Source organism: Kitasatospora sp. NPDC114501 (assembly GCF_055633695.1).
Map to the genome: position 1 here is coordinate 229,262 of NZ_JBVKDS010000005.1, position 14,376 is coordinate 243,637.

At 72.6% G+C, this 14,376-nt stretch carries 16 protein-coding genes; 7 read left to right on the forward strand and 9 right to left on the reverse strand.

The features are described 5' to 3' along the window. Positions 1 to 104 precede the first annotated feature (104 nt). Positions 105 to 1,070 (forward strand): NAD(P)-dependent alcohol dehydrogenase, encoded by a 966-nt coding sequence (locus ACZ7RU_RS11940; protein ID WP_470340762.1) that lies wholly within the window; start codon positions 105 to 107, stop codon positions 1,068 to 1,070. A 634-nt stretch (positions 1,071 to 1,704) separates the two neighbouring features. Here the strand turns inward: ACZ7RU_RS11940 and ACZ7RU_RS11945 are convergent. Both ACZ7RU_RS11945 and ACZ7RU_RS11950 read right to left on the reverse strand, forming a co-directional pair. After that, positions 1,705 to 1,956 carry a hypothetical protein gene (locus ACZ7RU_RS11945; protein ID WP_470340763.1) on the reverse strand — a complete coding sequence of 84 codons (252 nt, stop codon included), beginning with the start codon at positions 1,954 to 1,956 and terminating at the stop codon, positions 1,705 to 1,707. Further along, complete coding sequence (locus ACZ7RU_RS11950; protein ID WP_470340764.1) at positions 1,956 to 2,318, reverse strand: ATP-binding protein; 363 nt, start codon at positions 2,316 to 2,318, stop codon at positions 1,956 to 1,958. The genes ACZ7RU_RS11945 and ACZ7RU_RS11950 overlap by 1 nt, the downstream gene beginning before the upstream one ends. 254 nt (positions 2,319 to 2,572) lie before the next feature. Here ACZ7RU_RS11950 and ACZ7RU_RS11955 point away from each other — a divergent pair, with 254 nt between their 5' ends. Both ACZ7RU_RS11955 and ACZ7RU_RS11960 read left to right on the forward strand, forming a co-directional pair. Then, positions 2,573 to 3,421 carry a helix-turn-helix domain-containing protein gene (locus ACZ7RU_RS11955; protein WP_470340765.1) on the forward strand — a complete coding sequence of 283 codons (849 nt, stop codon included), beginning with the start codon at positions 2,573 to 2,575 and terminating at the stop codon, positions 3,419 to 3,421. Between the two features lie 10 nt (positions 3,422 to 3,431). Continuing rightward, a complete protein-coding gene (locus ACZ7RU_RS11960; protein WP_470340766.1) occupies positions 3,432 to 3,623 on the forward strand; it encodes a DUF397 domain-containing protein in 192 nt (63 codons plus the stop codon). Positions 3,624 to 3,890: 267 nt separating this feature from the next. Here the strand turns inward: ACZ7RU_RS11960 and ACZ7RU_RS11965 are convergent, their stop codons facing one another. Further along, entirely contained in the window at positions 3,891 to 4,538 is a 648-nt protein-coding gene (locus ACZ7RU_RS11965; RefSeq protein WP_470340767.1) for an NADPH-dependent F420 reductase, read from the reverse strand. Between the two features lie 74 nt (positions 4,539 to 4,612). Here ACZ7RU_RS11965 and ACZ7RU_RS11970 point away from each other — a divergent pair, with 74 nt between their 5' ends. Beyond that, positions 4,613 to 5,005, forward strand: coding sequence for a winged helix-turn-helix transcriptional regulator (locus ACZ7RU_RS11970; protein ID WP_470340768.1), 393 nt, complete (start codon positions 4,613 to 4,615; stop codon positions 5,003 to 5,005). Positions 5,006 to 5,042: 37 nt separating this feature from the next. Here the strand turns inward: ACZ7RU_RS11970 and ACZ7RU_RS11975 are convergent, their stop codons facing one another. Then, positions 5,043 to 6,251 (reverse strand): serine hydrolase domain-containing protein, encoded by a 1,209-nt coding sequence (locus ACZ7RU_RS11975; RefSeq protein WP_470340769.1) that lies wholly within the window; start codon positions 6,249 to 6,251, stop codon positions 5,043 to 5,045. Positions 6,252 to 6,462: 211 nt separating this feature from the next. Beyond that, positions 6,463 to 7,347, reverse strand: a complete 885-nt coding sequence (menC, locus tag ACZ7RU_RS11980; RefSeq protein WP_470340770.1) for an o-succinylbenzoate synthase — start codon at positions 7,345 to 7,347, stop codon at positions 6,463 to 6,465. A gap of 17 nt (positions 7,348 to 7,364) precedes the next feature. Here menC and ACZ7RU_RS11985 point away from each other — a divergent pair, with 17 nt between their 5' ends. Next, on the forward strand, positions 7,365 to 7,979 hold the full coding sequence (locus ACZ7RU_RS11985) for an RICIN domain-containing protein (protein WP_470340771.1): 615 nt from the start codon (positions 7,365 to 7,367) through the stop codon (positions 7,977 to 7,979). Between the two features lie 91 nt (positions 7,980 to 8,070). Next, positions 8,071 to 8,616, forward strand: coding sequence for an RICIN domain-containing protein (locus ACZ7RU_RS11990; protein WP_470340772.1), 546 nt, complete (start codon positions 8,071 to 8,073; stop codon positions 8,614 to 8,616). Between the two features lie 278 nt (positions 8,617 to 8,894). Here the strand turns inward: ACZ7RU_RS11990 and ACZ7RU_RS11995 are convergent, their stop codons facing one another. The 4 genes from ACZ7RU_RS11995 to ACZ7RU_RS12010 form a co-directional block, all read right to left on the reverse strand. Continuing rightward, a complete protein-coding gene (locus ACZ7RU_RS11995) occupies positions 8,895 to 10,670 on the reverse strand; it encodes an ABC transporter ATP-binding protein (protein WP_470340773.1) in 1,776 nt (591 codons plus the stop codon). 83 nt (positions 10,671 to 10,753) lie between these two features. Further along, a complete protein-coding gene (locus ACZ7RU_RS12000) occupies positions 10,754 to 11,986 on the reverse strand; it encodes a cupin domain-containing protein (RefSeq protein WP_470340774.1) in 1,233 nt (410 codons plus the stop codon). A gap of 174 nt (positions 11,987 to 12,160) precedes the next feature. Continuing rightward, positions 12,161 to 12,316, reverse strand: coding sequence for a hypothetical protein (locus ACZ7RU_RS12005; RefSeq protein ID WP_470340775.1), 156 nt, complete (start codon positions 12,314 to 12,316; stop codon positions 12,161 to 12,163). Positions 12,317 to 12,543: 227 nt separating this feature from the next. Next, complete coding sequence (locus ACZ7RU_RS12010) at positions 12,544 to 13,605, reverse strand: alpha/beta fold hydrolase (RefSeq protein WP_470340776.1); 1,062 nt, start codon at positions 13,603 to 13,605, stop codon at positions 12,544 to 12,546. Between the two features lie 294 nt (positions 13,606 to 13,899). Here ACZ7RU_RS12010 and ACZ7RU_RS12015 point away from each other — a divergent pair, with 294 nt between their 5' ends. Beyond that, positions 13,900 to 14,277, forward strand: coding sequence for a recombinase family protein (locus ACZ7RU_RS12015; RefSeq protein WP_470340777.1), 378 nt, complete (start codon positions 13,900 to 13,902; stop codon positions 14,275 to 14,277). Positions 14,278 to 14,376 lie beyond the last annotated feature (99 nt).

Genomic DNA, 14,376 nt, shown 5'->3' on the forward strand with positions numbered 1-14,376 from the left:
CTCTCTCACCTCCGGTCAAGTGGACGATCCCGTCCGCTTGCCAGCCTACGCTCGGCGCCACGACCCCCCGCACGGCCACTGGTGGCGAAGGTGAGAACCCGACGATGGACGACCGCACGATGAGAGCCGTACTGTTCGACCGCTTCGGCGGCCCCGAGGTGCTGTACGTGGGCCGGGTGCCACGTCCCGGACCGGCACCCGGCGAGGTCCTCGTGCGCGTGCGCGCGTTCAGCGTGAACGCCGGCGAACTGGCGGCCCGTTCCGGCCGGGCCCGTCTCCTCACCGGCCGGAAGTTCCCGCAGCGCATCGGGCTGGACTTCACCGGCGAGATCGCCGCGCTGGGCGCCCGCGCGACCGGCGTAGCGGTCGGCGACCGGGTGTGGGGCGTCCTGGGCCGCGGCTCCGGATTCGGCAGCGCCGCCGAGTACGTGACGGTACGGCCCGAGCGGCTCGGCCGGGTCCCGGACGGACTGGACCTCGTGGCCGCCGCCGCGCTGCCGGTGGCCACCACGGCCATCACGGCCCTGCGCGACAAGGCCGCACTGCGCCCAGGCGAACGGCTGCTCGTACGGGGCGCGGCAGGCGGCGTGGGCAACGCCGCCGTCCAGCTCGGACGGGCGTACGGCGCCGAGGTCACGGCCCTGGCCCGCGCCGCCAACCTCGACTTCGTCCGCACGCTCGGCGCCCACCACGCCGTCGACCACCGGGCCGTGTCCCCCGCGGCACCGGGACTGTTCGACGTGGTCCTCGACACGGCGGGCACCGACCTGCGGACCGTACGGCGGATGCTGAAGCCCGGCGGACGCATGGTCACCGTCGCCCTCGACCTGACGCGGCCCGCCGCCTCGCTGGGCTACCTCGCGGCCAGCGCCGTCCACGGACGCGGCCGGGTGCGCTTCTTCAGCGGCAACCCCCGGCGTGCGCTCTTCGACGACCTCGCCCGCCAGGTGACGGAGGGGAAGCTGCGGCCGGCGGTGGACACGGTCTTCCCGCTGGAGGAGACGGCGGCGGCGCACCGGGCGCTGGAGGCGGGCGGGGTGCGGGGCAAGTACGTGGTCAGGGTCGACTAGCCCCGCGTTTGCGCAGGCAGGCCCGGTTGCGGGGCGGGAGTCGTACGCTTTGTCGGCTCGCACCCGGCCCGGCCGTCACGGCTCAAGCCGGGTCCACTGTCCGTTCGTCAGGTCACCACGCCCCGCAGGGCGTGGTGATCCACGACCGAGATCCACTGTCGCAACAGGCCCTGGCCCGCGAGCAGGTCGACGCACGCATCGCGGACCTCCTGCGCGGCAGGGCCGGTGGGCGGTAGGGGCGGCAGCACGTGACCCCGCGCACGAGCTTGGCGCAGGAAGTCGGACCGGCCGACTTCCTGCGCGGCCGCCCGCGCCCGCGCGGGCGCGGGCGGGCGGGCCGCGGGCGAGCCGGATCATCATCGAGCGCTACAGCACCGGGCCGTCCTGGTGCCAGGCACGCCCGGCGCGGAAGTTCGGACTCACCCGTCCGCGTTGCGGTGGTCCCGGCCCGGCCGGGACCACCGCAATCATCCGACCAGTGCGAGTCGTTGCCGGGGCGAGAGGGCGTTCCACCGGCCGGCGGGACGGGTGGGTCAGGCGTCCTCGTCGGGCGGGGTCGTGCGGAGGGCGGTGACGACGCCCAGGGCGACGGTCGCGAAGGCGAGGGCGAGGAGGACGGCGAAGGCCGTCCCGATCAGGAACCGCACGGGATCTCGCGTTCGGCGTCGAGGAGCAGGACGAGGAGGTTGAGCAGGGTCGAGGCCGGCGCGGTGTCGAAGCGGACGAGGACGCGGCCGTCGATGGTCTGGTCGGTGGAGGCCGAGGGGAAGACCAGCCCGAACTTCCGTCCGCGCTCCTGGACTTCGGCGAGGAGGGTGCGGATGTGGTCGTCGGTGTAGTGCCGGATCCGGGGGTCGGTCGGCAGCATCGGGTGGCGGCGCGCCATCACGCGGCACCGTCCAGCTCGAACCAGACCGATTTGGCGCGCTCGTGGGTGTCGACGCCCCACCGGTGGGTGAGCCCGGCGACGAGCTGGAGGCCCCGCCCCGATTCGGCGAGCAGGGACAGCGGTGGGGTGGCGGGGAGGATCGGGCTCTCGTCCGTGACGGAGACGCGGAGGTTGCCGTTGGTGGAGATGATCTCGACGAGTGGAGCGGGGGTGTGACCGTGCCGCCACGCGTTGACGAGCAGCTCGCAGAGGGCGAGCTGCGCGTCGGAGGTGGTGGAGGGGGACCAGCCGACGCGGGTCATGGTGGTACGGAGGGTCTGCCGCGCGATGGCGATGGTGGGGGTGTTGATGTGACGCATGGGAGTTCTCCCGAGGCGTGAGTGGGGAGGAACCGGCGGAACATGGGTCGCCGTGAGCCAGGCCGGTGGAGATGGACGTGGCTGCTCTGCGGTGCTTGCCAGCAAGCGTTACTGACGATCCGTCGGATCGATGTGACATCGACCATACGCCATCGGAATCACATGTGATCCCAATTCTGGATAGGTTCACCCTCAGGTGGACCCTGCGCACAGCAGCGCGGCAGACTTGGTCCACACCGGCCAGGAAGGTTCGAATGCCGCCACGAGCACACCCAACGCTGCGCCAACTGCGCATCGGCACCGAGCTCAGGAAGATGCGCGAGGCCGCCGGCCTGTCGACCACCAACCTGAGCAGAGCACTCGGCATCGACCGGACTCAAATCAGCCAGATCGAGGCGGCCAAGGTCGGCGTGAGCCCCGAACGGCTCCGCTCCTTCGCGGCTGCCTGCAAGTGCATGAACGAGCCCTTGATCGATGCGCTGGAAGCCATGGTCCTGGATCGCTCCAAGGGCTGGTGGGAGGAGTACCGGGGCACGGTCCCGGACGGCTTCCTGGAGAACGCGGAATTGGAGAAGACTTCCCACGAGCTCAAGTTGTGGCTTCTCACTCACATGCCAGGACCTTGCCAGACCCTCGGCTATGCCTCGGCCGTCTTCGGGCGCGTCTTCCCGCCCCTGCCCCGGCATGAGCTGGAAGCGCGCACGGCGTTCAGAATGCAACGCAAGGCAGACCTGCGCCGCAACCCGAAGCCGACGACGCTCTTCATCTACGAGTCAGTCCTCTGGACACGGTTCGGCGGCACTCCAACCCTCAAAGAGCAGCTCTCCTCGCTGCTCGAAGACTCCGAGCTGCCCTGGCTGGCCGTCCGAGTCGTGCCCTTCGACATCGAAACCTTCCCTGGGGCTGCCGAGAACCTCACCTACGCCTTCGGCGCAGTCCCTGAACTCGACACAGTCGAACGGGAGTCCTCCCAAGGGCCCGAATACCTCGATGCCGTCAGCGAGCTGAACAGCTACCGCTACATCTTCGATCGCACTGAAGCTTCGGCATTGAGCGAGACCGACTCTCGTGACTTGATCCACAGAATCGCACAGAACCTATGAAAGGCCCGACATGACCGACACCGAGTGGCAGAAGTCCTCCTTCAGCGGCAACGTCGAGAACTGCGTGGAGGTCCGCACGGTCGCCGGGGCGGTCGAACTCCGCGAGTCCGACGAGGGCCACCTCATCCTCCGCACCACCCCCACCGCCCTCGCCGACCTCCTCCACGCCCTCAAATCCGGCGAGTTCGACCACCATGCCTGATGCTCCACCCCCACCGACCCCTCGTCTGCGCAGGAAGTCGGCCCGTCCGACTTCCTGCGCAGCGCCACCCCACCGAGCCGCTCGAACACCGCCGTCCCCGGCGCCGGCGACCACGGTTCGTCGCCCGGCGGGCCCTTGCGCTCCGCAAGGGCCCGCCGACAGGGAGACCCGCCCTCTCAGCGACCACCACGGGGCGACCGACAGGACCTGACGATCACCCGGCCTCCTCCGACCGTCCTGACAGGCCGCCCCCCGGCCCCTCGCCGGTCAGGGGGCGTCGACCCCCGCGTACGCCAGCGGCGGGGCGATCGCCTGGGCGTCCACGCCCTCGCCCACCCACAGGCCGATCAGGAACGCCGCCGTCGCCTCCAGCAGGCCCGCCCGGTCGAGTCCTCCCCCGTTGACCGGTTCGCAGCCCAGGTCGCGCACGAGGCTGCGTACCGTATCGAGGGCCGCCTCGTCGTCGCCGCAGAGCGGCACCGCGAGGGGGCGGCCGCCGAAGACCGGCGGGGTCAGGCCCCACACGCTCTCGTGGCAGAGGTTGAACGCCTTGACCACGGACGCGCCGGGCGCGGCGGCCGCGATGCGCTCGGCCGCCGAGGGGCCGCCGCCGGTCTCCAGGACGAAGCCGGGCGCCACCGGGTTGGTGCAGTCGATCAGCGTGCGGCCCCGTACGGCGCCGGCCAGGGCCGCCACCACGCCGGTCGCCGCCGCGTACGGCACGGCCAGCAGCACGGCGTCCCGACCGTGCCGGGCCGCGTCCTCCAGGGTCCCCGCCCGGGCGCCGATCCGCTCCGCCAGCGCGGCGGCGCGGCCGGTGTCGCGCCCGCCCACCAGGACGTCGTGCCCGGCCAGCGCCCAGCGGGTGCCCAGTACCCGTGCCATGGTGCCCGTGCCGGCGATTCCGATCCTCATCAGTCCAGCCTCCTGTGGTGGCGTGCGTCGAATTCGGGACGACACTAGGAGTCCGCTCGGGCACCATCTGGTAAGTGACCACTGATCAGGGCTTCCTCGCCGACTGCCGTGCCCGGCTCGCCTTCGACCTGCTCGCCAACACCTGGAACGCGGTGGTGGTGTGGGCGCTGCGGGAGGCGCCCGCGCGGCCGGGTGAGCTGCGCGAGCGGATCGGCGGGATCAGCCCCAAGGTGCTGACGGAGACGCTGCGCCGGCTGCAGTCCGACGGGTTGGTGGAGCGCCGCGCGTACGCCGGGTCGCCGCCGCGCGTGGAGTACTCCCTCACCGGGCTGGGGCGGACGCTGCTGGAGCCGATCGGGGCGTTCGGCGCCTGGGCCTTCGAGCACGGCGAGGACGTGATGGCGGCCCGAGAGCGGGCGGCGGACGTCGATCCGGCAGCGGGCGCCACTCCGCCGAACCGCCGGTAGCCGATCCTCCGGATCCGCCGGGACCGCCGGGGCGGGCTCAGCGTGCGGCCCTCGCGTACGTCTCGGCGAGCCGCTCCCAGATGACGTCCGCGGGAGAGCGCTGCGAGGCGTACCGGTTCGTCACGACGACGAGCGTCACTCCGCGCCGGAGGTCCGTCGCGCCCTGCGCGCTGAACCCGGGGTAGCTTCCGCGGTGCCCCTGCCAGATCCGGTCTCCCACGACGGCGCGGTCCGTGCCCATCCCGTAGCTGCCGCCCGCTGCGGCCGACTGCGGTGAGGGCGTGATCATCGCGTCGACGGTCCTCGCCGACAGGAGCCTGTCGCGGACGAAGAGCGCGTCCAGGAACTGGGCGGCACCGCGGGCGGTGCCGGCGAACAGCCCGTCGGTGAACGGCATGCCGTACAGGTCGGTGGGAATGCCCGTGGCGCCGTAGGCGGTGAAGACGTCGGTCAGCGATCCGTCGTCCCGCTGGAGGTAGCCGTGCGCGAACCGGCGCAGCGCGCGCTCGGACCGCTGCAGGGTGAGCTGGTCCTCCGTCATCGGCTTGACGTCGCCCGCGCGCCCCAGGAAGCGCCGGACGGCGCGCTCGAGCGCCTCGTCACCGCCCGCCGTCCTGCTCAGCACCCGGCCGAGCACGAGGTAGCCGGTGTTGGAGTAGTCCTCGCGCGCACCGGGCTCGACCGGTTCGCGGATGCCCGCGTTGAGCATGGCGAACGACCACGGCCGGTCGGGGTCGTACCGGTCCTCGGTTCCCGGGGACGCGAACGGGAGGAGCGGCGCCACAGCGGGGTCGGCGTACACGTTCGGGTAGCCGGTGGTGTGCGTCAGCAGCATGCGCACCGTGACGACGTGCGAACCCGCGACCTCCTCCCCCAGGTACGTGCTGATCGGCGTGTCGAGGTCGAGCACCCCGGCTTCCACCTGGTGGAGGGCGAACGCGGCGATGACCTGCTTGCCGAAGCTGGCGTAGTAGAACAGCGTCCTGTCGGTGACGGGCGTTCGGGACTCCAGGTCCGCCGTGCCCCGGCTCGACGACCAGACCACGCGGCCGTCCTTCATCAGCACCGCCTGGACTCCCGGGTCGCCGACATCGGCGGAGGCGTGCTCGAGGGCCTGGTCCAGTTCCCGTGCGAGGCCCTTGTGCCGGCTGCCGGGGGCGGGGCGGTCGTCGCCGGCGTGTGCGGCCTGCGCCGGAGCCGCCACCGCCACGCCGAGGGCGAGTGCGGCGATCACCGTCACCACCATCGCCCTCCTGGGCCGGCGCGTTCCCCCCGTACCGAGCCGTCGCCGGTGACGGCTTCCCGGCGGGGGCGGGGAGTCGTGCGGGTCTTCGCCGTTCCTCGTCACCGATGTGTTCACCGATGCGTTCACCGATGCGTTCCTTTCGCTCGGGCGGCCCGACCGGCCGGGAGGAGCCCCGGGCGCCGCGCGGCGGTGCCCGGGGCCCTACGGCCGGTCAGACGGTGAGGGCTTCCGTGGAGGTGGTGGCGGCCTCCAGGGCGTCGGGGTCGGGGACGATGCCGATCCCCGGGCCGGTGGGGACGGTCAGCCGGCCGTCGTGGAGGACGAAGGGGTCGGTGATGTCGCGGGTGTAGTAGCGGGCCGAGGCCGAGATGTCGCCGGGCAGCGTGAAGCCCGGGAGCGCGGCCAGCGCCAGGTTGGCCGCCCGTCCCAGCCCGGTCTCCAGCATGCCGCCGCACCACACCGGTACGCCGTTGGCCAGGCACAGGTCGTGGATCCGGCGGGCTTCCAGGTACCCGCCGACCCGGCCGGGCTTGATGTTCACGATCGAGCAGGCCTCCTGCCGGATGGCGGTGGCCGCGTCCCGGGCCGAGGTGATCGACTCGTCCAGGCAGATCGGGGTGTCCATGCGGGCCGCCAGCCGGGTGTGCGACAGCAGGTCGTCCGGGGCGAACGGCTGCTCGATCAGCGTCAGCCCGTAGGCGTCGAGCCTGCGCAGGTGGGGCTGGTCCGCCGGACCGTAGGCGGTGTTGGCGTCCACCTGCAGGGCGAGGTCCGGGCCGAACGTCTCCCGGACCGCTCGCAGCGGCTCGATGTCCCAGCCGGGTTCGATCTTCAGCTTGATCCGGGCGTAGCCCGCGCGGAGGTAGCCGTCGACGGCGCTGACCAGCTCGTCGACGGTGTCCGTGATGCCGACCGAGACGCCGACCGCGAGCTCGGTGCGCGTCGCCCCGAAGTACTGGGCGAGGCTGATGCCGGCGGTGCGCAGTTCGGCGTCCAGTACCGCCATCTCGACGGCCGTCTTGGCCATCGGGTTCCCTCTGACCGGCCGGAGCAGCTCGGGCACCAGCGCCGCGGTCAGCTCGGGGGCCCGGGACAACCGGGAATCCAGGACCCGTGATCGTTCACAAGAAGCTGGCCGCCGTCGCGACCGCCGTGGCAGCCCTCACCGCCGGTGCCACCGGCGCGGCATCCGCCCAGGCCTCCCAGCCCGCCGAGGCCGCCGCCGCCCACCACGTGGCCTGGGCGCAGGGCCAGGCGCCCGCCGCCCAGGCTCCCTCCCCGTCGGGCTCCCTCGCCGCGGGCGTCTACGTCCGGATCTACAGCCTGTACCGGGCCACCCCGGGCCAGTGCCTGGACGCCGACGCCACTGCCGGCGGCAACGGCACCAAGGTCCAGGTGTGGGGGTGCAACGGCACCACCCAGCAGGAGTGGCTGCTGTCCACCGACGGCAGCCTGCGCAGCGTGCGGTTCCCGGGCATGTGCCTGGACGCCGACACCAACGGGGGCGGCGCCAACGGCACCCGGGTGCAGCTGTGGCAGTGCAACGGCACCACCCAGCAGCAGTGGTACCACCCCTCCGGGGACCTGGCCATCTACAACGTGCGCTTCAACAACGGCAACAACACCGTGCTGGACCGCGACACCAACGTCCCCGGCCACGGCGCCCAGGCCCAGCTGTGGGGCAAGAACTTCCAGTCCCAGCAGTGGTGGGACATCCGCACCGCGTGACGCCCTCGGCACCATCGACGCCCCCGACACGGCCGGCACCTTCGACGCCGGTGCCCGGTGAGCAGCACGTCCCGACACGGAGGGAACACGCATGAGCGCAACGGCACGTACCCGGAGGAAGCTCGGCGCGGGGGCCGCGGGGCTCGCCGCCGCGATCGCGTTCGCGGCGGGGGTGACGCCGGCCTCGGCCGCCGCCTCTCTCACGGACGGGGAGATCGTGGAGCTCTGGAACTACCACAGCCAGCACTGCCTGTCGGTCGGCGCCGGGAGCACGGCGGGCGGGGCCGGGATCATCCAGTGGTCCTGTTACGGCGGCGCCGAGCAGTACTGGGGCCTCTACCCTGTGCCGAACTCCGGCGGCGGGTACGAGATCGTCAACAAGAACAGCGGCAAGTGCCTGGCCGATCCGGCGAGTTCGCCGAACGCCGGCGTCCAGCTGATCCAGTACGGCTGCGACAAGGGGTACGAGCAGACCTGGTACTTCGACCGCAACCCGGACACGGGCTTCGCCCAGATGCGCAACCGGGCGAGCGGCCTGTGCGCCGCGGTCGGCGCCTCCAGCACGACGCCGGGCGCCCCGGTCGTCCAGTGGCCCTGCTACGGCGGCTCCGAGCAGCGGTGGACGACCTCCGCGTGACCGGCGGCCGTTGACGGGCGTCTCGCGGCTTCTCCCCCACGAAGCCGCGGGACGCCCCGCCGACGCCGCGCCCCTCGCCCGTCCCGGTCGGGGGGCCGACCCGCTTCCGCCGTTGCCGGGGCGTGGTCGACCAGGCCCGCTTCATCGCCAGGAGGTTGCGGAGGTCGTTCGAGGACGGGACGTGCTGGGTCGTCGCACCGCCAGGTTCGCACGACTCACCGATTGCTTCCGGCGATCCGAGGCCAACGGATGCCGACACCATGGCCATTGACGTCACGTCAGGGAAAGGCGGTGTCGGAGGAACCGCTCGCCCGGCAGAGTTCCGCGTACCGTCCGGCGCGGGCGAGGAGTTCCGTGTGGGTCCCCGACTCGACGACCCGGCCGCCGTCCAGCACGATGATCCGGTCGGCGTGCCGGACGGTGGACAGCCGGTGGGCGATCGTGATCGTGGTACGGCCGGCGGAGAGCGCGTCCAGCGCGCGCTGGACCGCCTTCTCGGTGATCGTGTCGAGCGCGCTCGTGGCCTCGTCCAGGACGAGGACCGGCGGATTCCTCAGCATGGTCCGGGCGATCGCCAGACGCTGCTTCTCACCGCCGGAGAACCGGTACCCGCGCTCCCCCACGATGGTCTCGTACCCCTCGGGCAGGCTCTCGATCAGGTCGTGGATCCGGGCGGCCCGGGCGGCGGCCACCAGCTCGCCCGCGGTCGCCCCGGGCTTGGCGAACCGCAGGTTGTCGGCCACGGTGGTGTGGAAGAGGTGGGTGTCCTGTAGGACGATGCCGACCGTCTCGGCGAGGGTGGCGAAGCTGAGGTCGCGGACGTCGACGCCGTCGATGGTGATCCGGCCGCCCGTGACGTCGTAGAGGCGCGGAACCAGCTGGCCGAGGGTGGTCTTGCCCGCGCCGGTGGCGCCGATGACCGCCAGCTTCTCACCGGCCGGCAGGTCGAAGTCGACGTCCCGCAGGACGGGCCCCGAAGCCGGGTAGGAGAAGCTCACCCGCTCGAAGCGGACGTGCCCGTGGCGCCCGGGGAGCGGAACGGGGTTCCTGGGCTCCGCGACCTCGACCTCCAGGTCCAGGTACTCGAAGACCCGGTCGAACAGGACCAGGGAGCTCTGGATGCCGATGCCGGTCTGCAGCAGCGTCACCACCGGGCCGAAGAGGCCTTGTTGGAGAGCGGTGAACGCGACGACGGTCCCCACGGACACGGTCGGGCCACCATGGCCGCCGATGGCTCCGGCCGTCCAGTAGAACGCGATCGGCATCGCGGCCACGATGATCGAGACGGTGGACTGGCGCCACCGTCCGGCCATCGAGGACCGGACCGCCAGATCCGCGAGGTCCCGGGACCGCCCCGCGAACTCCCTGACGAGCGTGTCGGTGCGCCCCATCGTGCGGCCCAGCAGGAAGCCGCTGACCGACAGCGACTCCTCGATCAGGCTGAACATCACGGCGAGCAGGCTCTGCTGCCGCTCGACGATCCCGCGCCGCTCCTCGCCGACGCTGCGGCTGATCCGGACGAAGACCGGGAGCACCGCCAGGGACACCGCCGTGAGCTGCCAGTTCAGGGAGAGCATCGCCAGCAGCGTGGCCACCACGGTGGTGGCACTGGCGACGATCGTGGCGGCGGCGCCGGTCACCGTCGACTGCATGGCCCCGATGTCGTTGGTGATCCGGGACTGCACCTCCCCCGTACGGGTCGCCGTGAAGAAGGACAGCGACATCCGTTGCAGGTGCGTGTAGACCGCGGTGCGCAGGTCGTCCATCACCCGCTGCCCCAGCGTGACCGACAGGTACGCCTGGAGCACCCCGGCACACGTGCCGGCCACCACCAGGGCGAGCATCCCGGCGGCCAGCGCGGTCAGCAGTCCGAGCCGACCCTGGGGCAGCGCGACGTCGAGGATCTGCCGCAGCATGAACGGCGGCGCGATCGCGGTCAGCGATCCGACCGCCACCAGCAGCAGCACGGCGCCGAGCCGGAACCGGTGCGGAACGAACAGGCCCAGGGCCCTGACCAGTGGTGCGTGCCGCCTGTCCTTCCGGTCCCCGGCCACGGGGGGCTCCTCCCTTTCGCTGCGTCGGGCGCGTCCGTGTCGGGCCGGCCGACCGGCCGACCGACCGGCCGGCCAGCCGTCCGTCAGGACAGGGTGAGGAATCCTTCGCGGACCAGCGTCCGCACCAGCAGCAGGCAGCCCGGCTCGTCCAGACCGCCGGGGATCGAGCCGGCGGTGAACCCCTGCCCGTCGTTCTCCGTCACGAACCTGACCTCGTCGGCCACGTGGAGCGGCAACCGGATGGTCTTGCTGTGGAACCCGAGTTCGACGGCGTCCTCGCCGAACGTCACGCCCCACCGCAGGTCCGGACGGCGCCGCACCCGGGTGTCGAGGCCCAGTCGTGGCAGGCTCTCCAGGTCGCCCAGGTGACCGCGGAGCTCCACCGGGGCGATCGAGACCGTCTGCTGCACGGCCCTCTCCGTCATTTCCCGGGGCGAGAGCCGGGCGGCGAGCGTCTCGACCAGCTCGGCGAGGACCCCCTCGGCCTGCTCCTGGAGGTGCTTGTCGTTGGCGAACCCGATGGGCATGCTCCGGCGGAAGCGCTCGTCCCCTTCGAAGACCTCCCGGACCGCGTCGTTGATCAGCGCGGGTATCAGGACCGGGTGGACACCGATGGTGAGGTGCAGCGACGCGGCGTCGTTGGACGTCGCGGCGTGAACGGTGCCCCGGGGCAGGTAGAGGAGACTGCCCGGCTGGAGGTCGAACTCCTCCTGGACCTCCGGCACTTGACCTGAGTGGTCGTACCTGCGGGTCTCCAGCGGCAGCGCGTACGGCGCCCCGTACAGCCGCCAGCGCTTGCTGCCGTACGCCTGCAGCACGATCACGTCGTGGCTGTCGTAGTGCGGGTCGAATCCGCGGGCCTGCCCGCCGGGGGTGAGGTACGCGTTCACCTGGAACCGGGCGTTGACCTCGGCGCTCAGAGTCGAGGTCAGCCGCGCCAGCGGCTCCCAGCGGCGCTCGAGGGCGTTCAGGATGACGGTCGCGCCGGTCCGGTATCGCTCGTACAGCGCCTCCAGTCGGCTGGCGGTCATGTTGCGGCCGGGCGCGCCCAGTTCGGACACCGGCACTTCCTTGCCCTCGCGCACGACCCGGACGTTCCCGAAGTCCGGGCCGGACCGGCTCAGCAGCCCGTCCACGTCGTCGAGCGTCAGGAGGTCCGCGTAGTACCCGGGGTCGTTCCTCGGGATGTGCAGCGGCCGCCGCTCCCAGTACTCCTCGCGGAACCTCGGTAGCGACACCGGGTGCAGAAGCCGGGAGAGGTCGGGGGAGAGCCGTTCGCCGGGCTCGGTCCCCACCCGGTCCGTCGGAGAGGTCATCGGGATCTCGCGTCTCCTCACAGAGGTCGGCCGGTCCTGCTGACGCGGTGACCGGAAGCCGTGTCGTCCTTGGTGGTCTTGGCGCTCTCGGTGCTTTTCGGGGAGGGGCTGCGCCGGGAGCGCGGCCCCTCCCCGATCCGGGGGGCCTGCCGGACGGGCGCTGCCCGGGTGGGGTCAGTCGAGGTCGTCGATGCCCCAGTCCTTGCGGCCGGAGTCGTTGTTGTTGTTGTCGTCCGCGGGCCCCCAGCTGATGTCGTCGCGCGTGATGGCCGTCTCCGCATCCGGAGCGCGCACGACGACGATGTCGGCCGGGTCGAGGCTGTGTGTCACAGGTAGTCCCTTCCTGGGAACCGGTGGGGGCTCCAGCCTGGGAGCCGCATGGGTTGTCCGTCCACGAGAGGACGCGAAGGACCAGGTGAGTGGCGGACAACCCGCGATGTCCGCGGACAACGCACGGGGAAGGGCGAGGCCCGGGTTCGTCCGCGCCGAACACCCGCCGGGCTCCGGACAATCCTCCGAGCGGACCGGTCGTCGCGCTCGGAGGAACTCAGCGCCCGTCAGAGGCGGTCGGCGTCCAGGACGGCCCGGACGAAGTCCTCGGGTGCCTCCTGGGGGACGTTGTGGCCGACGTCGGGCAGGGTGCGGTGGAGGTAGGGGCCGGTGAAGAAGTCGCGGTAGGCGGTGCCGTCGCCGGGGGCGGTGAAGGGGTCGCGGCCGGGGTCGAGGGTGACGGTGGGGACGGCGATCTTCGGGCGGGCGGCGAGCCGGCGCTCCAGCTGGTCGTAGCGGTGCTCGCCCTCGGCCAGGCCGAGGCGCCAGCGGTAGTTGTGGATGACGATCGCCGCGTAGTCGGGGTTGTCGAAGGCGGCGGCGGTGCGGTCGAAGACGGCGTCGTCGAAGGCCCAGGTCGGCGAGACCTGCTGCCACACCAGGCGGCACAGCTCGCGGCGCTTGTCCCGGTTCTCCATGGCCATGCGCCCGCGCTCGGTGGCGAAGTAGAACTGGTACCACCAGGTGTGCTCGGCGGCGGGCGCCAGCGGCTCCTTCTGCATCCGGACGTCGGTGATCAGGTAGCCGCTGACCGAGACCAGGGCCTTGACCCGCTCGGGCCACAGCGCGGCGATGATGTCGGCGGTGCGCGAGCCCCAGTCGAAGCCGGCCAGCACGGCCCGCCGGACGCCCAGCGCGTCCATCAGGGCGAGCACGTCCAGGGCGACGGCGGACTGCTGGGCGTTGCGCGTCGTGCGGTCGGACAGGAAGCGGGTGCTGCCGTGGCCGCGCAGGTAGGGGACGATGACGCGGTAGCCCTGGGCGGCGAGCAGCGGGGCGACGTCGACGTAGCTGTGGATGTCGTACGGCCAGCCGTGCAGGAGGATCACGGCGGGGCCGTCGGCCGGACCGTCCTCGGCGTAGCCGACGTCGAGGACGCCGGCGCGGACCTGGGCCAGGCGGGCGAAGCCGGTCCGGGGCGCGGCGGGCGCGGCGGCGGGCGCCTCAGCGGCCCCGGCGGCCCCGGCGGCCGGTGCGGCCCCTGCGGTCTGGGGCAGGGCGGCCAGGGACAGCGCGGTGGTGCCCGCGCCGAGTCCGACGGCCCTGGTGAAGGTGCGCCTGTCGATCATGCCGGTTCCTCCGTCGTACGGTCGGGTCGGCCGGCCCCGGGCGGACGCCCGCGAACCTGCCGTACACGCCAGTTGGTTGACGCTTCATCAACGCGCCGGACCGCGACCGAGTGCCGGGAGTGGCCCCCGGGATTCCCGGGCCGGCCGGGGCGCGCCCGCCGGCGGCCCGTCCGGCGGCCGCACGATTGGGTGGCGCCCCCTATTGATCCCGCACTGTTCACCGGGGCCTGCTGGAGTGGACGGCCCCTCCCCCAGGCCCGTCGCACTCCTCACCGAACAGGTCAGGTGAACGACATGCTCGACCACCCCCCGCGCCCGGCCCGGCCCGCGCTGTACCTGCGCTGCTACCCCGCCGACCCGGCCGGGCTGGAGTACCAGCGCGCGGCGCTGGAGCGCCTGGCCCGGTTCCGCGGTCTGCCGGTGCCCTGCGCCTTCGTGGACGACGGGGTGCGCTCGGGCGACCGGCGCCCCGCCCTGGAGCGGCTGGTGGAGAGGGCCGGGCAGGGCTGGGTGAACGTGGTGCTGGTGCCCGGGCCGTTCGTCTTCTCGCTCGACGACCGCAGCGCCCGCGCCACCGTGCGCCGGCTGGAGGCGCTGGGCTGCGCGGTGCTCGACCTGCCCGGCCGGGGCGTCCTGCCGCACCGGCCGCCGGTCCCCGCCCGCACCGCCTGACCTGACAGCCACACCCCGGGAACACCAGCCGCACCCCCGTACGGCGACGGCGCCCCGGCGGGTACCGCCGCGGGCCGTCACGGCATGATGGGCCCATGG